Origin of the sequence: Pseudaquabacterium rugosum (assembly GCF_038066575.1) — a bacterium.
Taxonomy (GTDB): domain Bacteria; phylum Pseudomonadota; class Gammaproteobacteria; order Burkholderiales; family Burkholderiaceae_C; genus Pseudaquabacterium; species Pseudaquabacterium rugosum.
In genome coordinates this window covers 27,238-48,221 of sequence record NZ_JBBUTF010000011.1, presented here as the reverse complement: position 1 = coordinate 48,221, position 20,984 = coordinate 27,238, and the positions used below count along the sequence as shown (strand labels likewise).

Genomic DNA, 20,984 nt, shown 5'->3' with positions numbered 1-20,984 from the left:
ATCACCGCGAGAGCTTGAGGAATGAGGACAGCGAGCGGCCGTCGAGCAGCACACGCGCCAACATGACACCCAGGAAGAGCAGATGACCGGCGATCAGGAAGCCTTGGCTGTGAACACTGGCGCCAAGGCTCTGGGCGACACCCAGCGCAATGCCGCCCGCCAGCGTGCCCCAGAGGGAACCCAGGCCGCCGATCATCACCGCCTCAAAGGCGAAGATCAGCTGCGGCGCGCCGGCGTAGGGGTCTACCGCGGCCCGCATGGCGAGGAAGGTCCCGGCCACGGCCACGGTCGACATCGCAATCGCGGCGGCTGCGGCATTCACCCGTGCGGCATTGACGCCCACCAGTTGGGCCGTGGCAGGGTCATCGGCCACGGCGCGGATGCGCCGCCCCAGTGCCGTGTGCTTGAGCATCAGGTGCAGGCCGCCCAACATGGCGACGGCCACTGCGAAGGTCAGCAACGCCAGGTGGCCGAAGTTGAAGCCCGCGACGTCGATCCCATCGTAGGAGAGCGTGTCGATGTACGGCGCCAGCGAGCGGGTGTCGGCACCAAAGGTCGTGAACAAGGTGTTGTCCAGCGCCACCGCCACGCCAAAGGTGGCCAGGATGGGCACCAGCTCGCCCGCCTTGGCGCTGCGCTCCAGCACCAGGCGGTGCAGGCCCCAGCCCAACAGGCCCATCACCGGGATGCTCAGCAGCAGCCCGATGAAGGGATGGATGTCGTGCCGGTCGGCCAGCCAGAACACCCCGTACGACGCCATCACGGCCAGGGTGCCATGCGCCAGGTTGATGATCCGCATCACCCCGAACATGAAAGACAGGCCGCAGGCCATCAGGGCGTAGTAGCCCCCAAGCAGGATGCCCTGCAGGATCTGATTGATCAGCGCCACTGTCACACCTCCGCCGCGGGCTGGCTGCGATGCCCGAAGTAATGCGCCATGACCTCGTCGCGGGTCAGCTCGCTGGTCAGGCCTGAGGCCACTACCGTGCCTTCAAGCACGCACACGATCCGGTCCGCGAAGTCGAAGGTCCTCTGCAGGTCTTGCTCCACCAGGACCAACGTGGTCTTCATGGCCACCACCTGGGCCAGGGAGTCGTAGACCCCTTGCACCGCGGCGGGGGAAAGCCCCAGCGACACCTCGTCAAGCAGCAGCAGCCGAGGGTTGGTCATCAGGGCTCGTCCGATGGCCACCGCCTGTTGCTGCCCGCCCGAGAGCGCGCTGGCCAATGCCTTGAGCTTGGGCTTGAGTTGCGGGAAGGCATCGACCACCGTCTCGAAGTTCCAGTGGCCCGACCGGCCTGCTGAAGCCGCCACCTGCAGGTTTTCGGCCACGGTCATGGAGCCGAAGAGCTTGCGTCCTTCCGGCACCAGGGCGATGCCCTTGGCTGCACGGACATGAGCCGGCAAGGAGGTCAGGTCTTCGCCGTCGAAAGTGATGCTGCCCGCGCTGGCGGGATGGATGCCGGCCAAGGTGCGCAGCAAGGTGGTCTTGCCTGCGCCATTGGCACCCACCAGGGCCAGGCGCTCGCCGGAGCGGATGGCCAAGTCGATGCCCCGCACGGCCTTGAGCAGCCCGTGGCGGGCTTCGAGCTTGTGTACGTCCAACAGGCTCATGTCCGATGTCCTCCCAGGTAGGCGCTGACGACGGTCTCGTTGGAGAGCACCTCGTCGGGCGAGCCGTCGGCGATGATCTGGCCCGCGTCCATGCACACCAGCCGTTCAATGACCTGCACCAGCACATGCACGATGTGCTCGATCCAGACGATGGTGATGCCGCGCCCGCGCAGGGTCCGGATGGTCTCGACCAGCGCCTGGGCCTCCCCATCGGTCAAGCCGCCGCCGATCTCGTCGAGGAACAGCAGCTTGGGTGCCGTGGCCAGCGCGCGGGTGAGCTCCAGGCGCTTGCGGTCCAGCAGGCCCAGCGCCTCAGTGGGCTTGTTGGCCACGGCCATCATCCCGCACAGCGAGATGGCATCCACACTGCGGTCGTAGGCCTCGTGCCGGGAGAAGCCGCCGCCGAACATGGCGGCGGTGAGAACGTTCTCGAACACCGTCATGCCCGTGAAGGGGCGAGGCACCTGGTGGCTGCGTGCGATGCCCAGACGGCAGCGCTCGGCCGCGTCCAGGCGGGTCACATCCTGACCGAGGTAATGGATGGTTCCCCCGGCCACGGGCAAGGAGCCTGCGAGGGCAGCGAGAAGGGTGGTCTTGCCAGCGCCATTGGGTCCGACGATGCCAACGGCCTCGCCAGCGTGGAGTTTGAAATCCACGCCGGCGAGCACGGTGTTGGCGCCGAACCGCTTGACGATGCCTCGAGCCGAGAGGAGCGTTTGCTCAGACATGCTTGCGGAGGAACAGGAGAAGGGTTCAGGAGAACGGGACCACCTTGCGGCTCACAGGAACGCTGGCATCGCCGGCGTTCTCGGTGAGCACATAGTCGTACTTGAACTTCGAGCCCGACGGGGCTTTGACCCACTGCGCGCCGATCATGGGCGTGGCCGACACATTGGCGACCGGGCCCTTGGTGAAGTCCAGCTGGCCCATCATGGTGGTGGTCTGCAGCGAAGCCAGCGACTTGGCCACGGCGGCCTTGTCCTTCGGGTTGCTGCTGGCCTTCAGGGCGGCAATACCCGCATCCAGCAACGACAGCGAGGCGCCGAGCTGCTGATTCCACTGCTTGCCGGACACCTTCTCGAAGCCATCGGCAAGTTGGTGACCCGTCACCCCGGTGGCTGCCGACTTGTACGGGAAGTCCTTGTGCCAATAGGCCGAAACCGAGATGTTGAAGCCCAGGGGGCCGAGCACCTCGATCGTCGACGCGAAGAGGCCGGTCTTGGCGGTCTGCACGACCTTCATCGTCTTGGCCAGACCCTGCTGCGCGGCCTGGCGCCAGAAGGTGGCGAAGTCCGGCGGGATCGGGAAGGTCATCAGGATCTCGCACTTCTCGGCCTTGAACTTGGCGATCTGCGCGGTGAAGTCGGTGGTGCCGGTCTCGTACGGGCCGCCATCAACGATCGTGAAGCCGGCCTTGGTCAGCTCAGGGAGCATGGCTGCGCGGATCGCGTTGCCATCCGCGTCGTTGGGCAGCAGTGCCGCGACCTTCTTGTTGTTGGGAATGGCGTTCCACTGCGAGACGTAGGACTTCACGAAGTTGGCCACACCGAACGAGAACAGGTAGGTCCACTTGAAGGGCGAAGGCTGGCCCGGCTTGGCACCACGGCCAAAGTACCAGGCCTCCCAGGGCATCACCGTCGCCAGGCAAGGCACGCCTGCGGCCTCACAGGCGTCGGACACGGGGTTGACCACCTCGGGTGTCGAGGTGGTCAGCATCAGGTCGATCTTGTCGTTGTTGATCAGGGCCTTGGCCAGCTGGCTGGCGCGCGCCGGATCGGACTGGGTGTCGCGGTCGAGCAGTTCGACCTTGTAGGTCTTGCCGCCGATCTTCAGACCCGGTGCCAGGGCCTTGCGGACCAGGTCCAGCACATACCCATCGCCTTCACCAAAGCTGCCCAGCGGGCCGGTGCGCGGGCTGATGAAACCCACCTTCAGGGTGTCGCCAGACTGCGCGCGGGCGAAGCCCGGCACCAGCAGGGTCAGGCCTGCGGCGCCGGTGGCACCGAGGATGCGGCGACGGGTGGCTTGGTCGAGAGGAATGTTCTTGTCGTCGTGTGGGCTCATTCTTGTCTCCGTTGTGAGGGCGGGGGATCCGCAGGGGAACGCTGGCTGAGGACCTGTGGCGGGCCGTCGTGGCCACGCCCCTTAGGAAGTCAGAAGGGGTAGTGCCGGGGGCTCGTCTGGAGGGTGATCCAGCGCAGCTCGGAGAAGGCCTCGATGCCGGCCTGGCCGCCAAAGCGCCCCCAGCCACTGGCTTTGACGCCACCGAACGGCATCTGGGCCTCGTCATGGACCGTGGGGCCATTCACATGGCAAATGCCCGATTCGATGCGCTGGGCCACACGCCAGCCGCGTGCGGTGTCCCGCGTGAAGACTGCGGACGAGAGACCGAAGGCGTTGTCGTTGGCGCAGGCGACGGCAGCCTCTTCGCCATCCACACGGACGATGCCCTTGACCGGCGCGAAGGTCTCTTCGCTGTAGATGCGCATCTGAGGCGTCACATGGTCAAGCAGGGTGGCCGCCATCAAGGTGTCGGTGGCCTTGCCGCCGCACACCAGCGTCGCGCCCTTGGCCACGGCGTCATCGATCAGGTCGTTGGCTCGCTTGACGGTGGCCATGTCCACCACCGATCCCAGAACCACCGGGCCCTTGCGGGGATCGCCCAGCGGCAGCGATTGCGCCTTCGCGGCCAACTTGGCCACGAACACATCCGCCACCTGGCGGTCAACGATGATCCGCTCGGTGGACATGCAGATCTGACCCGAATTGGCGAAGGCGCCGAAGGCTGCACCATTGACGGCGGCGTCGATGTCCGCGTCGTCCAGAACGAGCAGCGGGGCCTTGCCGCCGAGTTCCAGCACCGAGGGCTTGAGGTGCTCTGCGCACCGCATGGCGATCACCTTGCCCACATGGGTCGACCCGGTGAAGTTGACGCGCTTGACGGCCGGGTGGGCGATCAAGGCCGCCACCACGTCGGCTGCATCCTTCGGTGCGTTGGTCACGAAGTTCACCACGCCCTTGGGCAGGCCTGCCTCCTGCAGCGCCTGGATGATCAGGCCGTGGGTCGCCGGGCAGAGTTCGCTGCCCTTGAGCACCACCGTGTTGCCGCAGGCCAGGGGCACAGCCACGGCTCGCACGCCCAGGATGACCGGGGCGTTCCACGGCGCGATGCCCAGCACGACGCCCGCCGGTTGGCGAGTGGCCATGGCCAGGCTGCCGGGGACGTTGGAAGGGATCACCTCACCGGCGATCTGAGTGGTCAGGGCAGCCGCTTCGACCAGCATGTCTGCCGCCAGGTGGACATTGAAGCCTGCCCAGATGCCAGACGACCCCGTCTCCCCCGCCATGGCGGTCGCGAAATCTTCGGCTTTCGCTTCAAGGGCCGCGGCAGCCTTGAGCAGCATCCCCCGCCGTTCGCCTGGGCCCATTGCGGCCCAGCCAGGGAAGGCTGCCGCAGCGGCATCCACTGCGGCGACTGCGTCGGCCACCGTCGCTGCCGGCGCTTCGGTGGCCACCTGACCGTCGAGTGGGTTGGCACGGGTGAAGGTGGCGCCGCCGGTGGCCTGAACCGACTCGCCGTGGATGAGCATGGAGATCTTCTTCATGGGTAAGGTCCTTGTGGCCTGGCTCAGTAGCCGTTGATCTGGCACATCACGTTGGAGAACATGCCGCCGTCGGTGGGTACATTGGTGCCTCGGATCCAGGCAGCGCCGTCAGACAGCAGGAAGGCCACCACGGGTGCGATGTCGTCCGGGGTGCCCGGGCGATCCATCGTCTTCATGTCTTCCTCGGCGCGAGCGCCCAGCGTCTCCAGGAAGTCCTTCAGGATCGGGGTGTCGACCGGGCCCGGGCTGACCGAGTTCATGCGGATGCCGCGTGCACGCCAGGTCCAACGGTTCTGCATGGTCCAGACGATCAGCGCTTCCTTGGAGAAGAAATAGCTGCGCGGGCCTTCGATGCCATGGGCCTTGCAGAAGGCGGGCACATCACCGAAATCGAGGTTCGCGCTGGCGTCGACCTGCGCCTTGGCGTCCGCCCAGCCCATGCCAGCCAACGAGGCCAGGTTGACGATGGACGCGCCATCAGCGAGTTTGGGCACCAGTTGGGTGGTCAGGTACTTCAGGCCCACCAGATTCACGGCTACGACTGCTTCCGCAGGACGGGTAGGCGGCAGGCCTGCGATGTTGGCCAGGCCATGGACTCCGGCGGGGAGTGCAGCGACCAGGCGGTCGATGGAGGCCTGGTCGGAGAGATCGGCTTGAAAAAAGGTCCCGACGACCTGCCTGGGCGGATTGATGTCCACCGAGATGACGTTCGCCCCTTGGCGCTGGACGAGGGCGGCGGTCGCGGCGCCAATGCCGGACGCGGCGCCGGTGACGATGAGGGTCTTGCCTTGCAGCATGGAACGGTCTCCTGTGGTTCACGCAGACGAAGAGGGGGTTGGCTTCATCAATCGCAAGTCAGGTGCCAGGTGTCGTTCCGCAGAAAAATCCATATGAAGCAATGACTTGGAAGATCGTGTCTGGTGAATACCCGGAATTCAACTGCGCTGAATTGATCAATAATTGATGATCAAATTCTTCTGCGTCAAACGCCGATGGCGAGATCACCGAAGCGGCTGTCCCTGGCTGAACTGCAGAGCAAGGCCGGGCAGAGCCGAACCTTTGCAGACACCGATGAAGGCGCCACGCCCACGCTGCGCGACCTGACCGAGACGTTGGTCTTCTCGCCCGGCGACGGGCGCATCTGGCTCAACGACCAGCGCATGGTGCTGTGGCGCTCATCCACCTACGGCGGATTGCGGCAAGAGCTGATCGCGACGCTGGGCCAGGAGCAGGCCCGCTCGCTGCTGACCCGCGTGGGCTATGCCGCCGGTGCGCGCGATGCGGAATTGGTCCGCCAGACCTGGCCGGACAGCGATCCGGCCAACGCCTTCCATGCCGGACCGCGCATGCACAAGCTCGAAGGCATCGTGCGGCCCGAGACCATCACGTTCGAGTTCGACATCGCCCGGGGCGACTTCTTCGCCGACTACTGGTGGCACGACTCCAGCGAGGACGACGAGCACATCGCCTCGTTCGGCATCGGCACCGAGCCGGCCTGCTGGATGCAGGTGGGCTACGCCAGCGGCTATGCCAGCGCCTTCATGGGCAAGAGGATCATCTACCGCGAGGTGGCCTGCCGTTCCAGCGGTGCCGATGCCTGCAGGATCGTGGGCAAGCCTGTGGACCAGTGGGATGATCCCGAGGCAGATCTGCGCTACTTCGCACCCGAGGCCTCGGCCCTGCAGGTCCGCCGCAATGTCAGCGTGCCGGTCTCCGAGGTCAGCCGGTACAGGGCTCTGCCGGATGGCGACACCCTGGCCACAGGTGACCGCCTCATTGGCATCTCATCGAGCTTCAGCGCGGCTCGCCATCTGATCGAACGTGTGGCGCCCACCACCGCCACTGTGCTGTTCACGGGCCCCTCCGGCGCGGGCAAGGAGCTGTTTGCCCAGACGCTGCACGAGATCAGCCCGCGCCGCGAGGCGCCCTTCGTGGCCATCAACTGTGCCGCCATTCCGGACACGCTGATCGAGTCCGAGCTGTTCGGAGTCGAGCGCGGGGCCTACACCGGCGCCACCGCCTCGCGGCCGGGGCGCTTCGAGCGTGCCAAGGGCGGCACGCTGTTTCTGGACGAGGTGGCGTCGCTCAGCTTCGTGGCCCAGGGCAAGCTGTTGCGTGCCTTGCAGGAACGCCGCATCGAGCGGGTCGGCGGCACCCGTGAGATGGAGGTCGACGTGCGTGTGGTGGCGGCCACCAACGTGGATCTGCGCGACGAGGTGAGCGCCGGTCGCTTCCGCGAGGATCTGTTCTTCCGCTTGAATGTCTTCCCGATCACCTTGCCCCCGCTGAAGGACCGCCGAGACGACATTCCGCTGCTGATGGAGGCCTTCCTGAGGCGCTATTGCGCGATGCACCGGCGCGAGGTGCCGGGCTTCACGCCACGGGCTGTGCAGACCCTGCTGCAGTACGCCTTCCCGGGCAACATCCGAGAGTTGCAGAACCTGGTCGAGCGCGGGGTGATCATGGCGGAGCACGATGAGCCCATCGACGTCCACCACATGTTCCGCGGGGACGAGAACCTTTCCAGCGAAGGGTTGCTGGTCAGCGTCGTGGGCAAACTGGTGGGGGCTCCGCAGGAGGCGTCGCAGGCCGTTCGCAGCGTTCGCGTCTCGGACAACGTCCCTGCGCTGTCGAAGGCATCGGAGGCCAGCGGGTACCGCAAGGTGCTGGTCGCGGCGAAATACAACGTGTCGGAAGCCGCCAGACAGCTGGGCTTGACCCGCGCCCAGCTCGCCTATCGGCTCAAGCGCGACGGTATCCTGTAGGGTGAGTGATCCAAACGTGCATCCTGAACGTCCAATCCAACCAGGGTTGCTGTTCAGCGCAGACCAACCAGGCGTGCCAGTACTTCGCCAGCATCGCCGGTGATTGACAGGCCACGCTCGCCCAGAGGGCTTTGAAGGGCGCTGTGTGTCAGATTCAGTCGCGCCAGTTTGGTGTTGGGACGACGGGCCGCCAGTCCCTCACAAGGCCAGCGGATCACGCTGGGGGTGTTGAAGCCTGCGCCGATCTCCAGGATCAACAATCGCCGCGCCTGCTGATCGGCCAGCCAGCGCGCCAGCCGCTGCCCGGACTCGGCATGGGGCTGCTCGATGAAATACCCGTCGATGCGGACGTTGAGGAAGACCGGGCCACTGCACACCGGGCAGCGCGGAAGGGCGCTGCGGTCGACCAGCCGCTGCGTCTGCGCATCCGTGGCGGCCAAGACCCGGCGCAGCTGGGGTTCGCTGGGCCACACCTGCGGCGTGCAGGCACGCGCACACTGCATCAGCCGGTAATCGCCCTGCGGGGTATGGATGTGCCCGGCATCAAAGCCGTTGCGTTCGAACAGGCTGTCCACATTGGACGTGAGCACAAAGCGGTCGTGCTGGCGGGTCAACGCCTGCAGGTCGCGGTAGGGTGGATCGTCGCGTGGACCGAAACAGATGTCAGCGACATGCCGGGCCCAGAACGGCCAGAAGAGCGCCTCCGGCAGATCGGTGCGCCCGATGAGCTCGTAGCGGGCGCGCAGCCCCAGAGGCAAGAGCGCGGGAAACAGCTCGGCAAAGCGGCGACGGTCGCCGTAGTCCAGTCCGGCGGCAGCGCTCATGCCCGCGCCGGCAGCGATCAGCACCGCCTCGGCATCACCGAGCCAGGTGCACAGGGTCTCGATGGCGGCTTCATTCATGGTGTTGGTGGCGCATGGGCCCGGGATGCGCGTCGAGCGCCTGCCGGTAGGCCGCTGCGTCCTGCGCGCTGAAGACGTTGAACACCACGCGCGCAAAGCGGCCAGGGTGCCGTGCCAGCCACGCGGCGGTGGTGGCCAGTGCGACGCGCGCAGCCTGTGGCCTGGGGTAGCCGAAGACACCGGTCGAGACGCCGCAGAAGGCCAGCGTGAGGATGTCCGGCTGCGCGGCCGCGAGATCCAGGCACGCCTCGTAGGACGCGGCCAGATCAGCACGGTCCCGTGCGGTCGGGCTGTGGTCGCGCACGATGGGCCCGACCGTGTGCAATACCAGGCGAGCCGGCAGGTTGTAGCCCAGCGTCAGGCGTGCAGAGCCGGTGGGCTCCAGCCCGGGCTGAGCCGCCATCAACCGGTCGCAGTCCCGGCGCAGCCGTGGTCCAGCCTGCCAATGGATCGCGTTGTCGATGCAGGCGTGCAAGGGCTGGAAACAGCCCAGCAGGCGGGCATTGGCGGCGTTGACGATGGCGTCGGCGCGCAGGGTGGTGATGTCACCCTGCCACAGTGACAGTTCGGACCAGCCTGGCTCGATGGGCAGTGCCAGCGCTTCCGTCTCGTGGCGGCACGTGCGCAGGTGCTGGAGCACCCGATCCAGGGCCAGCGCCTGTCCCTCGGGCAGGTCGCCGGGCGCGCGCAGCGTCAGCAGGATGCGCAGGCGCTGCAGCGCATCGCCCGCTGGCACGCCAGGCGGCACCCTCAGGCCTTCGTCGGCCAGATGGTCGAGCAGCGCCTGAACGAGTGCGGGCACCTCGGCCAGATGAGCCGGCTCCGGTGCCTGCCAGGACGATGTTGGGTGGCCCTTGGACAAGATCAGAAACCCTGGCGTGCGCAATGGCCGGCGGCCCCGGCGGAGGGCGCGGCGACCAGGGTTGCGGCGACGAGCGAGGCCGCTGCGACGGTGTGCAGGCTTTTGTGGCGGATCATGAAGTCGCCTCCCCGCTCAGAACCCGAACTTGCCGTTCGCGTTCTTCCACTCGCTGCGCGGCGCAATGGTCTCGATCACGTCCCAGTGTTCGACGATCTTGCCTGCGTCCACGCGGAACAGGTCGTAGAAGGCGGTGGGCTTGCCGGCGAACTCGCCCTCGCTGACCGTCAGCACGAAGTCGCCCTCGCCCAGCACCTTGTGCACGGTCTGGTACTTCATGCTCACGCCGGCCTTGGCCATGGCCGCCAGCGCGTCGCCCAGGCCCTTCAGGCCGTCGGCGATCTGCGGGTTGTGCTGGCGGTAGTGGTCCGCCACGATGTACTGGTCGATCCTGGCCATGCGGCCGTTGACCAGGATGTCATCCACGAACGAGGCCACCAGGGCCTTGTTCTGCGCGGTGTGCGCCAGATCCCGGGCCGTGGTCGGGCCGTCGGTCATGGTGCGGCCGCTCGGGTTGGCGGCCGCCGGCGTCGGCTGCAGGTTGTCCCAGTGCTCGACGATCCGGCCGTCCTCGAAGCGGAAGATGTCGAAGCCGATCTTGGGGCCGAAGAAGTCGTACTCGGTGTGGGCGAAGACGAAGTCGCCGTCCTGGAACACGCGCACGGTGTTCACCCGCGCCGAGCCCTTGGGCAGGGCCTGCAGCACGGCACCGAAGCCGGCCAGGCCATCGGCCACGGCCAGGTTGTGCTGGATGTACCTGGCGGGGTTGATCACGGCCACCGGGGCGGCCTCGCCTGTCTCGATCGACTTCAGGAGGGCGGTGACCTGGGGCTTGTGGTTCGCGGACATGGCGGTGGTGCGGAGGCTGGACTTGGACTTGGACGGGGACGGGACGGTGGACGAAGCGGCGGGCTGGGCGGCCGTCGCCGACGTGGCGGCGGCGAGGGCGATCAGGGTGGCGCAGAGCAGGGCGGAGGGGCGTCGCATCAGGTTGATGGTCAGTGGTTGAATCGTGCCGTCACTGTGCCGGGCGGGCTCGATTCCTGCGAGGTCGATGCCGGGCAGTCGATGGTCAAATCACGTCACTCACATCGAAGGCGACGACACCGATCCCATGCCGCTCGCACCGCCCCTGCCCCCCGATCCGTCTCCGCGGCTGCGTGAGACGCGCTTCAGCAACCCGCGTCTGTCCGGGGTCGGCGTCGAGCTGCTGCGGCTGGCCGAGCTGTACCGGCGGGTGCCGCACGAGGTCCTGCGGCGGCCCGAGCGGGTCGAGTTCGCCCTGCTGCTGGTCGTCGACCGCGGGCAGGGCGCCCATCAGGTGGATTTCCGCCCGGTGGATCTGGCGCCGGGCCGCGTGGTGGCCGTGCGGCCGGGTGCGGTGCAGCAGTGGCGGCCCGGTGCGGACGTCGACGGCGATGTGCTGCTCATCGAGCCGCAGTGGCTGCAGCCGCGTGCGGGTCCCGGGCCGGCCGCAGGCGCCGGACGACGGCTGGAGGACTGGCCCAGCGATTTCACGCTGCAGGCGCGCGAGCAGGCCCGCTGGGCGACGCTGGCAGGCCTGCTGCGCGAGGAGCTGGCGCAGCCGACGCTCGACGAGCTGTCGGTCGACACGGCGCGTGAGCTGCTGCAGTCGCTGCTGCTGGTCCTGGCGCGGGGCGCGCGGCAGGCGATGCCGACGCAGTCGCCGCAGGATCTGTTGTGCCGGCGGCTGGTGCAGGAGGTGGACCGGCGGGTCATGAGCCGGCCGTCGGTGGCGGATCTGGCGCGGCGGTTGGGCACCTCGGTCAGCACCCTGGGCCGGGCCTGCCAGGGCACGCTGGGGCTCAGCGTCAAGGCGCTGGTCGACCGCCGCGTCGCGCTGGAGGCCCAGCGCCTGCTGGTCCACACCCAGGCCACGGCGGTGTCGATCGGCGAGCAGCTCGGCTTCTCGGAGCCGACCAACTTCCTGAAGTTCTTCAAGCGCTGCGCCGGGGTGACGCCGGAGCAGTTCCGGCGGGCGCAGCGCCAGGGGTGACGCGCCCGCCCGCACCCGTCCGACGTCCGGGGTGGATCAGGCGCGACTCAGGGCTGCACGGGCGCGGTCGAGAAGCTGTAGTGCGTGAACAGCCACTGCCCATCGGCCTGGCGCTTCAGCAGGAACAGCTCCTTGAAGGCGGCCGGGCCGGCGGTCTGCGGCCTGCCGTTCACCTGGACGGTGCCGGCCGAATGCGTGCGCAGCACGGCGGCATCGGGTGCCAGCAGGCGCAGCTCGTCGACGTCGAAGCGCAGGTCCAGGGTGATGGCCTTGAAGGTGCCGTCGTAGGCGGCCTGCACGGCGCGGTGGCCCACGGCCGCCGGCGCGTCAGGCGCCATCTGCACGCCATCGGCGGTGTAGAGCTTCACGATCGCGGGCGTGTCACCGGCCCGCAGTGCGCTCTCGTAGCGCGTCAGGGTCTGGCGGATGGCCTGCTCCGGCGTGGGCGCGGCGGCCTGTGCCGTGCCGTGGACGGCGGTCAGGGCCATCAGCGCGGCGGCCATCGCACGGTGGGCATGACGGGAGATCGACATGGTCGGCGCTCCTCAGATCTGCACCCAGGCCGGTGCCACCGTCGGGCCCTTGCCGAGGAAGAAGCCGAAGTGGATGTTCATCTCGCCGATGGGCTCGATGAAGCGGCTGTTGGACAGCGCGCCAGCCTCCACCGGCTCGAAGCCGGCCGAGCGTGCCAGCTCGGCCACGCGGGCCTTGGCCGCGTCGTCGTCCCCGGCCAGGAACACCTGCAGCGCCTGGCCCTTGCGGCCTTCGGCGCTCAGCAGCGGCGCGAAGATCGTGTTGAAGGCCTTGACCACGCGGGCCTGCGGGGCCAGCTTCTGGATCTCCTCGGCGGCCGAGCTGGTGTGGCCGACCACCAGACCCTTGAAATCAGCGGTGATGGGGTTGCTGATGTCGACCAGCACCTTGCCGGCCAGATCGGGCATCTGCGCCAGGGCCTCGGCCACCGCGCCATAGGGCAGGGCCAGGACGATGACATCGGCCCGCTGCGCCGCGGCCTGCAGCCCGCCGCCGATCGTGCCGCGGCCCACCTGCTCGGCCAGGGCGGCCGCCTTGGCGGCGTCACGGGCACCGATCGAGACCTCGTGGCCCGCGGCGGCGAAGGCGTGGGCCAGGCCGGCGCCCATGTTCCCGGTTCCGATGATGCTGACGTTCATGTGCGTGCTCCTTGTTGAGGTGCATTCACTGTAGGTGGGTACCCAATGGAGATAAATTGATGAGTCACGACATCACTTGAACCTGAAGATTTCAAATGGACCGATTCCAGAGCATGGCGGTGTTCGCCAAGTCCGTGGAGACGGGCTCGTTCTCGGCCGCCGCCGAGGCCTTGAACCTGTCCTCACAGGCGGTGGGCAAGCACGTGCAGGCGCTCGAATCCCACCTCGGCGTGCGCCTGCTCAACCGCACGACGCGGCGCCAGCACCTGACCGAGGCCGGCGGGGCCTTCTACGAGCGGGTGAAGATCATCCTGGCCGAGGTGGCGGCGGCCGAGGGCGTGGCCGCGCAGAGCCTGGACACGCCGCGCGGTCGCCTGCGTGTCAATGCCGGGGTGTCCTTCGGCGCGCACGCGCTGGCCCGCCGCCTGCCCGAGTACCTGAGGCGCCATCCTGAGGTGTCGGTCGACCTTTCGCTGACCAACCGGTCCGTCGACCTGATCGACGAGGGCTTCGACGTGGTGTTCCGCGTCGGCGAGCTGTCCGACAGCGGTCTGATCGCCCGCCGACTGGCGCCCTATCGGCTGCAGCTGTGTGCCGCGCCGGCCTATGTGGCGGCGCATCCGCCCATCCGCCACCCGGTCGAGCTGGCGCAGCACGAATGCCTGGGCTTCTCGTACACCGAGCTGCGGCGGCGCTGGCAGTTCCAGTCGCCCGAAGGGCGGGTGGACGTGGCGGTGTCGGGCCGCCTGATGGCCGACAGCGGTGAGGCGCTGCTGTCGGCGGCGCGTGCGGGTCTCGGCGTGCTGCTGCAGCCCAGCGAGCTGGTGGCGGAGGATCTGGCCAGCGGTCGCCTAGTCGAGCTGTTGCCGGACCATCCCGTGCCCACCCGGCCGCTGCACCTGCTGCATGCACCCGACCGACGCATGACGCCCAAGTTGCGCAGCTTCATCGAATTCGCGACCGAGGTGTTCGGCGAGTCCGTGGTGCCTGCGCCCGCCGGTGCGCCAGCGCGGCGCGGCCGAGCGCCGCTCACCACAGCGCCCGCAGCCGCCCCCCCTCCAGCCGCCAGCCTCGCTCGGCCATCGCCCGCGCCTCGGCCTCGTCGTGGGTGACCAGCACCGCGGCCATGCCGGCCTCGCGGATGCGGGTGCTGAACTCGCGCTGCAGCTGGGTGCGCAGTTCGGCGTCCAGGGCGCTGAAGGGTTCGTCCAGCAGCAGGGCGCGCGGGCGGGTGATCAGCGCGCGGGCCAGGGCCACGCGCTGCTGTTCGCCGCCGGACAGGTGGGTGGTGCGCTCGCGGGCGCGGCCGCCGAGGCCGAAGCGGCTCAGCAGGGCCTCGGCCTGGGCGCGGGCCTCGGCGCGGCGGATGCCTTGTTCGACGAGGCCGAAGGCGACGTTGTCGCGCAGGTCCAGGTGCGGAAACAGCGCGAAGTCCTGGAACATCAGCGCGAAGTGGCGGCGCTCGGGCGGCAGGCGGGTGATGTCGGCGCCGTCCCAGTGCACCTGGCCGGCGTCGGGCGTCTCCAGCCCGGCGGCGATGCGCAGCAGCGTGCTCTTGCCGCTGCCCGAGGCGCCCAGCAGCGCGACGGTCTGCCCGGGTGTCACGCTCAGGCTGACGTCGTCCAGCAGGCTCTGGTGCCGGTAGCGGTGGCGGATCTGGCGCAGCTCAAGCATCGCGCGGGCTCCGGTGTGGGCGGGTCAGGGGTGCCGTCGCGGTGCCCGTTTCCGTGTCGGGATCGGCCGGGGCCGGGGTGTCGATGAGGCTCAGGGCCAGGGCGGACAGGCCCATCAACAGCAGGGCCAGCACCAGCGCGGCATCGAGGTTGGCCTGGCCGGGCCGGCCCAGGCGTTCGTAGATCAGCGGTGTCAGCGTCGCCCACTCGGGGCGCGACAGGAAGAGCGTGGCGGCAAACTCGCCGAGTGCGGTGGCGGCGGCGAAGCCGGCGCCGCGGCGCAGGGCCGGGCGCAGCTGCGGCCAGGTCACGCGCCAGAACACGCGCCAGGGGCTGGCGCCCAGCGTGCGTGCGGCCTGGGCCTGGCTGGCGGGCAGGGCGTCCAGGCCGGCGGCCACGGCCTTGGCGACGAAGGGCATGGCCAGCAGCGTGTAGGTGGCCAGCAGCAGCGGCAGGCCCGCGGCGGCCTCGGGCCAGGCCAGCAGCAGGCCGAAGGCGACGATCACCGGCGAGACCACCAGCGGCAGGAAGGCGCTGGCGCGCAGCAGCACCGAGCGCTGCGCGCCCAGGCCCTGCAGCGTGCCCAGCACCAGCGCGGCCAGCACGGCCACGGCCGAGAAGCCCAGCGTGCGGCCGATGGCCGCGTGCACCTCGGGCTCCAGCAGCACGGCCCAGGCGGCAGGGCCGGCCGCCAGCGCGCGCCAGGCCAGCGCGGCCAGCGGCGCCACCGCCACCAGCGCGATCACCGCCACCGCGCCGGCCACGGCCAGCCACTGGGCGGTGCCCTGAGGCGCGCGGCGTGGCAGGCGGTCGGCGCCCAGCGGGCGGGCCAGGCGCTGCTCGATCGCGGCATATGCCAGCGCCACCAGCGCGGTGCAGCCCAGCGTCCACAGCGCCAGCGAGCCGGCCTCGTCGAGGGCCAGCTCATAGGCCACCAGACGGTAGATCTCGACGTCCACCGTGGCCCAGGCCTCGCCGCCCAACACCAGGGCCAGGCCGAAGCCCGAGAAGCAGTAGAGGAAGACCAGGCACAGCGCCGAGGCCAGCCAGGGCTGCAGCGCCGGCCATTCCACGCGCCAGAACGCGCGCCAGGGCGTGGCGCCCAGCGAGCGGGCGGCGGCCACGCGGGAGGCGCTGCTGCGCTGCAGCCCGTCCACCCCCGCACGCACCACCAGGCACAGGTTGAAGAACACGTTGCCGTAGAGCAGCAGCGCGGGCGAGCCTTCGAGATCGAGGCCGAGCGCGCCGCTGACGCTGCCGTGCGGCCCCAGCAGCGCCAGCACGCCGAGCGCGGCCACCAGCGTGGGCACGACGAAGGGCAGCATCACCAGGCGCAGGCAGGTGCGGCGCAGCGGAAACTCCAGCCGCGCCAGCACCCAGGCCAGCGGCAGGCCGAGGGCCAGCGTCAGCGCGCAGGTCAGGACAGCCTGGGCCAGCGACCAGGCCAGGCGCGCGCGCAGATGCGCGTCCTGCCACAGCGCCAGCGGGTCCAGCGTGCCAGCCTGCGCCAGCAGCGCGGCCGCCGGCACGCCCAGCATCAGCAGCAGGAAGGCCAGCGGCAGGCCGCGGACGGCCCAGCCGCCGAGCCGGCGCGTTACTTCAGCACCACCCGCGTCCACTGCTTGACCCAGCCCGCGCTCTGCGTGGCCAGTTGCTCGGGCGTCGGGTTGCTGAACTGGGTCGGGTCGACCGAGAACTTCGCGATCGGCTCGGCACGGGCCACCTTGGGCTCGACCGGCAGCATCCACATCGTGGTCTGCAGCGCCGACTGCACCGGCGCGCTGCGCAGGAACTCGATGAAGCGGCCGGCGGCCTCGCGCTGGCCGCCGCCGCGCACCAGGGCCACGCCCTCGACCTGGCGGAAGACGGCGCCGGGGATGTCCAGGCTGGCGGTGGGCGCCTCGCCCAGCGGGGTCTTGCTGTAGAAGACCTCGGCCGCCGGGCTGCTGGCGTAGCTGACGACGATCGGGCGCTTGCCGCCGTTCTTGCTGAAGTCGGTGTAGTAGGCCTCGGTCCAGCCCTTGGCCACCTTGACGCCGTTGGCGCGCATCGCCTTCCACCAGTCGAAGGCGGCGGCCTCGCCCAGGTGGGCGATGGTGGCCGACAGGAAGGCCAGACCGGGGCTGGAGGTGGCCGGATGCTGGACCACCAGCAGGCCCTTGTAGGCCGGCAGCGTCAGGTCCTGCAGCGTCTTCGGCAGTGCGAGCTTGTGCTGCGCGAACCAGGCCTTGTCGATGTTGAGCGTGACGTGGCCGTAGTCGACCGGCACGGCACCGAAGCCCAGCGTGGCGGCGGCCTCGCGCTGGGCGGCCGGGCCCGCATAGGGCTCGATCACCTGCTGCCGGGCGGCGCGCGCGATCACCGTGTTGTCCAGACCGTAGACCACGTCGGCCAGCGGCTTGGCGCGGGTCAGGATCAGCTTGTTGACCATCTCGCCGGCATCACCGGCCTTGATCAGCACCAGCTTGACGCCGGCCTCCTGCTCGAACTGCGCCAGCAGCGGCTTGGGCAGATCGAAGGAGGCGTGGGTGATCACGCGCAGCTCGGGGCCGGCGGCCTGCGCCGTCGGCGCCCCGGCGGTCAGCAGGCTGACACCGGCCAGGGCCAGGCAGCGGGAGAGCAGGGTTCGGCGGGGCAGCAGCGGCATGGTCGGGCGGGAGGCGGTCGGGAGCGGCGGATTGTACGGACCGCCCCCGGGCCCCTCAGCCGTCCGTCCGGGCCGCCTCGGCACGCCGGCGGCGCCCGCCGCGCCACCAGCCCGCCAGCGTGACCAGCAGCCACAGCGTCTGCGCGATCGCCGACGCGAGGTTGAACTGCTGGCTCAGCGACACCAGCAGGCAGATCGGGCCGATCACGTTCAGCGCGATGGCCAGCCGGCCGTTGGGCGGATGGCCCAGCACCTGCACCGCGAAGTAGCCGCTGATGTAGGCGGCCACGCCCAGCAGGCCGATGAGGTCGGCGGCGTGCATCAGGCGGCCCTCCGTCCGTCCGCGGCGGCGGTGGCCGGCGCTGGCGGCGCGCGCCGGGCTTCGAGTGCGCTCAGCACGCCGCAGGCGGCGATCAGCGCTCCGCCGGCCGCGCTCCAGCCATCGGGCACCTCGCCGAACAGCAGGAAGCCGCCGAGCGTGGCGAAGGGCAGTTGCAGGTAGATGAAGGGCGTCACGCGCGAGGCCGCCGTGCGCTGGTAGGCCAGCACCAGCAGGTGGTGGCCAACGGCCGAGCACAGCGTGGCCGCCAGCAGGATGGCCAGCGTGCGCGGGGCGGGCCAGCCCGTCCAACTCAGGGGCAACAGCAGCGACAGCGCGGCGAAGCCGATGCCGCTGGTCCACACCAGCACGGTGTCCGGCGATTCGGTGCGCGTCAGCCGGCTGGTGATGGTCTGGAAGGCCGTGTAGGTCAGCAGGAAGGCCAGCGGCAGCAGCAGCAGCGGGCTCAGGCTGTCGGCGTCCGGTCGGGTGATCATCAGCGCGCCCGCCAGGCCGCCGACGATCCACAGCCACTGGCGCGGTGTCACCGGCTCGGCGAAGGCGAGTGCGGCGACCGCCGTCACCAGCAGCGGCGAGAGCATGGCGATGGCCGTGACCGGCGCCACCGGCAGGTGCTTGTAGCTGAAGAAGGCGGCCACGTTGCAGGCCAGCAGCACTGCCGCGCGCAGCACGTGCAGGCCCTTGCGCCGTGTGTGGAAGGCGCCGGCCGCGGCCAGGGCGCGGCGGCGCGCGAGGATCCACAGGATCTGCAGCAGGTAGCGCGTCCACAGGACGAGGGCCACCGGCACCACGGCGCTGATCAGCTTGGTGCCGTTGTCATAGGCGGCGAACAAGGCCACGGCGGCCACGGCGAAGCCGATGCCACCGGGGCCACGAAGAGCGTGATTCATGCTGGACAAACGGGAAAAACGCAAAAAGACGGCGCCTTGCGGGGCCGTCGGGCAACCGGTCCGACGCGGGGCAGCGTCGGCCGGTGGAAGGAAGGGGTGATCGGCGGGCGTCCGTCGGGAGGGACGCCCGCCGGCGGTGCGCGGGTGTTCAGGGGCGGGGGGCCAGCCAGGCCTTGACCTTGTCGGGGTTGGCCTCGACGAAGGCCTTGGCGGCCTGTTCGTAGCTCTTGGCCGTCTCGCCGGCCAGCTGCACCGCCTCGACGTCGGCCAGCTCCATCTTGAAGTTCTGCAGGAAGGCATGGGCCCGCGGGAACTTGCCGGCGAAGGCCTTGGAGCCGAAGGCGTGGATCTGCTCCTCGCCGCCGAGCACGCCCTTGGGGTCCTTCAGATAGCGCATCGGCCACTTCTGGAACAGCCAGTGCGGGCTCCACACGGTGGCCACGACCCATTGTTTCGACGGGTAGGCGCGGGTGAGCGAGGCCAGCATGCCGGCCTCGCTGGACGGCTGCAGCTTGTAGCCGGCCTCGGTCAGACCGTAGGCGGCCAGCGTGCGCTCCGAGGCCTGCATCAGCCCGCCGCCGGGCTCGATGCCCTGGACGAGACCGTTGAACTTCGCCTTGACCTCGGGCCGCGCCAGATCGGCGATCGAGGCCACCTCCGATTCGGGCACGTAGGCCGGCACTGCCCAGCCGTTCCTGCCGCCGCGGTAGATCACGCCGATGTCGTCGAGTCGGGCCTTGTGCTTCTCGACGTAGGCGCCATGGCTGGTGGGCAGCCAGCCGCACAGCATGACGTCGATGTCACCACGGGCCACGCTGCCGTACTGGATGCCGATGTCGGTGGTGACGAACTGCACCGGCTGGTTCAGCCGCGTCTCCAGCACGACCTTGGCCACGTGGGTGACGGCCATCGCGTCGGCCCAGTGGATGTAGCCCATCTTGAGGGGCTGGGCAGCGAAGGCCGCCGGGCTGGCGGCGCCGGCGGCCGCGCTCAGCGCCAGGGTCTGGATCCAGGTTCTCCGGGTACAGGGATGCATGGGAACTTCCTTGGTGGGGGTGCGGAGGAGGGTCGGACTCGACCCGTTGCGGAAGAAGGGATGGGGCTTCACTCGATGCCGGCGCGCCACTCGCGCCAGCGCAGGTTCAGCCGCGCGCCGAGCGTCAGCCAGGGCTGCGGCGGCAGCGCCCGGGGCGGCGCGGCGCGGCGGAAGGTGTCGACCAGTTCGGTGTCCAGGCCGAGGGCCTGCTGGGCCGCGGCGATGCCGGCGGCGGTGGCCTTGGTGGCGCCCACGCCGTTGCAGGTGCAGGCGCTGAACAGGCCGGGCTCGATCTCGCCGACGGTGGGCACGCCGTTCCAGGTCAGCGCCATCGCACCGCCCCAGCGGTGGGCCATGCGCAGGCCGCGCAGCGTGGGGAAGCGGGCGGCGAACTTGCGGTCGTGCACGCGGCCGGCGCGCGCGACGTCGGCCTCGCCGATCTTCGGCCGCGCGTGGTAGGTGTAGCGCGAGCGGATCAGCAGCCGGTCGCCGTCCGTGCCCTGCACGCGGCGCACCGTGGTGCCCATCGGAAAGGCCGGCGTGGCCGCCCAGCTGCGATGGCCGCCCAGGCGCGCCGGCGCGAAGGGCTCGCTCATCGACGCGTAGGTGAAGACGTGCAGCAGCTGCCCCGCGTACAGGCCGAAGCTCTGTGCATGGCCGTTGGTGGCCAGGATCACGCGCGGGGCCGTGACCTGGCCGTGCGGCGTCGTCAGCTGCCAGGCGCCGCCCTGGCGGGCGAAGGCGGTCACCGGCGTGCGCTCGTGCAGACGCACGCCGGGGCCCAGGCTGTCGGCCGCCAGCCGCACCCAGGCCGCGGGCTGGATGATGGCGGTGCCGGGCATGTGGATGGCCGACGAGAAGCGGTCGGTGCCCGTCACCTCGGCGATGGCCTTGGCGTCCAGCAGGCGGTAGGGCTCGCCGAGGGCGTCCAGTTGCCTGGCATATGCAGTGATGTGATGGTCCCCTTTGGAGCCCATCGCGATGTTGTACTTGCCGCAGGGGTCGAACACGTCGCGGCCGCAGCCGTTCTCGGCCGCGATGCGGGCGATCAGCGCGATGGCGCTGCGGTTCAGGTGGATCTGGCGCCGGGTGTCGCTGGCCTGGCCGCCGGCGTAGTCTTCGGACGAGACCTCGTGCGGCAGGTCGATGACGAAGCCGGAGTTGCGGCCGGCCGCACCGAGCGCGATCTCGCTGGCCTCCAGCAGCACGATGCGCAGTGCCGGATCCTGCTCCTGCAGCGTGCGGGCGGCGGCCAGGCCGGCGAAGCCGGCGCCGATGACGGCCACGTCGGCGGTGACGTGGCCGGACAGCGCGTCCTGCGGACGGCGCGGTGGCAGCAGGTCCACCCAGCCGGAGGCGCGGGTGTATTCAGGAAGCGCGCGGGCGACGTACATGGGGCCGGTC

21 protein-coding genes are annotated in these 20,984 nt (G+C 69.7%); 3 read left to right on the top strand and 18 right to left on the bottom strand.

Going from position 1 to position 20,984, the window contains the following annotated elements; translation table 11 throughout:
• Position 1 precedes the first annotated feature (1 nt).
• The 6 genes from AACH11_RS12885 to AACH11_RS12860 all read right to left on the bottom strand — a co-directional run bounded on the left by AACH11_RS12885 (position 2) and on the right by AACH11_RS12860 (position 6,016).
• Positions 2-889: a branched-chain amino acid ABC transporter permease gene (locus tag AACH11_RS12885; RefSeq protein ID WP_341374643.1), complete on the bottom strand. Its 888-nt coding sequence runs from the start codon at positions 887-889 to the stop codon at positions 2-4.
• Between the two features lie 2 nt (positions 890-891).
• Complete coding sequence (locus tag AACH11_RS12880; RefSeq protein WP_341374642.1) at positions 892-1,614, bottom strand: ABC transporter ATP-binding protein; 723 nt, start codon at positions 1,612-1,614, stop codon at positions 892-894.
• Entirely contained in the window at positions 1,611-2,342 is a 732-nt protein-coding gene (locus AACH11_RS12875) for an ABC transporter ATP-binding protein (protein WP_341374641.1), read from the bottom strand. The genes AACH11_RS12880 and AACH11_RS12875 overlap by 4 nt, the downstream gene beginning before the upstream one ends.
• 25 nt (positions 2,343-2,367) lie before the next feature.
• Complete coding sequence (locus AACH11_RS12870) at positions 2,368-3,678, bottom strand: ABC transporter substrate-binding protein (protein ID WP_341374640.1); 1,311 nt, start codon at positions 3,676-3,678, stop codon at positions 2,368-2,370.
• A gap of 89 nt (positions 3,679-3,767) precedes the next feature.
• Complete coding sequence (locus tag AACH11_RS12865) at positions 3,768-5,219, bottom strand: aldehyde dehydrogenase (RefSeq protein WP_341374639.1); 1,452 nt, start codon at positions 5,217-5,219, stop codon at positions 3,768-3,770.
• A 23-nt stretch (positions 5,220-5,242) separates the two neighbouring features.
• Positions 5,243-6,016 (bottom strand): coniferyl-alcohol dehydrogenase, encoded by a 774-nt coding sequence (locus AACH11_RS12860; protein ID WP_341374638.1) that lies wholly within the window; start codon positions 6,014-6,016, stop codon positions 5,243-5,245.
• 195 nt (positions 6,017-6,211) lie between these two features.
• On the opposite strand from AACH11_RS12860, the gene AACH11_RS12855 reads away from it, so the two are divergent.
• Positions 6,212-7,984 carry a sigma 54-interacting transcriptional regulator gene (locus AACH11_RS12855; protein ID WP_341374637.1) on the top strand — a complete coding sequence of 591 codons (1,773 nt, stop codon included), beginning with the start codon at positions 6,212-6,214 and terminating at the stop codon, positions 7,982-7,984.
• A gap of 53 nt (positions 7,985-8,037) precedes the next feature.
• On the opposite strand, the gene AACH11_RS12850 is transcribed toward AACH11_RS12855, so the two are convergent.
• The 3 genes from AACH11_RS12850 to AACH11_RS12840 form a co-directional block, all read right to left on the bottom strand.
• Positions 8,038-8,886: an SIR2 family NAD-dependent protein deacylase gene (locus tag AACH11_RS12850; RefSeq protein ID WP_341374636.1), complete on the bottom strand. Its 849-nt coding sequence runs from the start codon at positions 8,884-8,886 to the stop codon at positions 8,038-8,040.
• Entirely contained in the window at positions 8,879-9,748 is an 870-nt protein-coding gene (locus AACH11_RS12845; protein ID WP_341374635.1) for a macro domain-containing protein, read from the bottom strand. Before AACH11_RS12845 ends, AACH11_RS12850 begins: the two co-directional genes overlap by 8 nt.
• A 132-nt stretch (positions 9,749-9,880) precedes the next feature.
• A complete protein-coding gene (locus AACH11_RS12840; protein ID WP_341374634.1) occupies positions 9,881-10,792 on the bottom strand; it encodes a nuclear transport factor 2 family protein in 912 nt (303 codons plus the stop codon).
• Positions 10,793-10,919: 127 nt separating this feature from the next.
• Here AACH11_RS12840 and AACH11_RS12835 point away from each other — a divergent pair, with 127 nt between their 5' ends.
• Positions 10,920-11,822 (top strand): helix-turn-helix domain-containing protein, encoded by a 903-nt coding sequence (locus AACH11_RS12835; RefSeq protein ID WP_341374633.1) that lies wholly within the window; start codon positions 10,920-10,922, stop codon positions 11,820-11,822.
• Positions 11,823-11,869: 47 nt separating this feature from the next.
• On the opposite strand, the gene AACH11_RS12830 is transcribed toward AACH11_RS12835, so the two are convergent.
• A complete protein-coding gene (locus AACH11_RS12830) occupies positions 11,870-12,355 on the bottom strand; it encodes a YybH family protein (protein WP_341374632.1) in 486 nt (161 codons plus the stop codon).
• Positions 12,356-12,367: 12 nt separating this feature from the next.
• Positions 12,368-12,994 (bottom strand): NADPH-dependent F420 reductase, encoded by a 627-nt coding sequence (locus tag AACH11_RS12825; RefSeq protein ID WP_423228737.1) that lies wholly within the window; start codon positions 12,992-12,994, stop codon positions 12,368-12,370.
• A gap of 95 nt (positions 12,995-13,089) precedes the next feature.
• On the opposite strand from AACH11_RS12825, the gene AACH11_RS12820 reads away from it, so the two are divergent.
• Positions 13,090-14,106 carry a LysR family transcriptional regulator gene (locus AACH11_RS12820; protein WP_341374631.1) on the top strand — a complete coding sequence of 339 codons (1,017 nt, stop codon included), beginning with the start codon at positions 13,090-13,092 and terminating at the stop codon, positions 14,104-14,106.
• Here the strand turns inward: AACH11_RS12820 and AACH11_RS12815 are convergent.
• The 7 genes from AACH11_RS12815 to AACH11_RS12785 form a co-directional block, all read right to left on the bottom strand.
• On the bottom strand, positions 14,024-14,668 hold the full coding sequence (locus tag AACH11_RS12815; protein WP_341374630.1) for an ABC transporter ATP-binding protein: 645 nt from the start codon (positions 14,666-14,668) through the stop codon (positions 14,024-14,026). The genes AACH11_RS12820 and AACH11_RS12815 overlap by 83 nt on opposite strands.
• Positions 14,661-16,286, bottom strand: coding sequence for an ABC transporter permease (locus AACH11_RS12810; RefSeq protein WP_341374629.1), 1,626 nt, complete (start codon positions 16,284-16,286; stop codon positions 14,661-14,663). The genes AACH11_RS12815 and AACH11_RS12810 overlap by 8 nt, the downstream gene beginning before the upstream one ends.
• The gene (locus AACH11_RS12805) at positions 16,262-17,314 is read right to left on the bottom strand and encodes a thiamine ABC transporter substrate-binding protein (protein ID WP_341374628.1); all 1,053 of its coding nucleotides are present in this window, start codon (positions 17,312-17,314) and stop codon (positions 16,262-16,264) included. Before AACH11_RS12805 ends, AACH11_RS12810 begins: the two co-directional genes overlap by 25 nt.
• A gap of 55 nt (positions 17,315-17,369) precedes the next feature.
• Complete coding sequence (locus tag AACH11_RS12800; protein WP_341374627.1) at positions 17,370-17,636, bottom strand: CBU_0592 family membrane protein; 267 nt, start codon at positions 17,634-17,636, stop codon at positions 17,370-17,372.
• The gene (locus tag AACH11_RS12795) at positions 17,636-18,544 is read right to left on the bottom strand and encodes a DMT family transporter (protein WP_341374626.1); all 909 of its coding nucleotides are present in this window, start codon (positions 18,542-18,544) and stop codon (positions 17,636-17,638) included. The genes AACH11_RS12800 and AACH11_RS12795 overlap by 1 nt, the downstream gene beginning before the upstream one ends.
• Positions 18,545-18,692: 148 nt before the next feature.
• Positions 18,693-19,580, bottom strand: a complete 888-nt coding sequence (locus AACH11_RS12790) for a glycine betaine ABC transporter substrate-binding protein (RefSeq protein WP_341374625.1) — start codon at positions 19,578-19,580, stop codon at positions 18,693-18,695.
• A 68-nt stretch (positions 19,581-19,648) separates the two neighbouring features.
• Positions 19,649-20,974, bottom strand: a complete 1,326-nt coding sequence (locus AACH11_RS12785; protein ID WP_341374624.1) for an NAD(P)/FAD-dependent oxidoreductase — start codon at positions 20,972-20,974, stop codon at positions 19,649-19,651.
• Positions 20,975-20,984 lie beyond the last annotated feature (10 nt).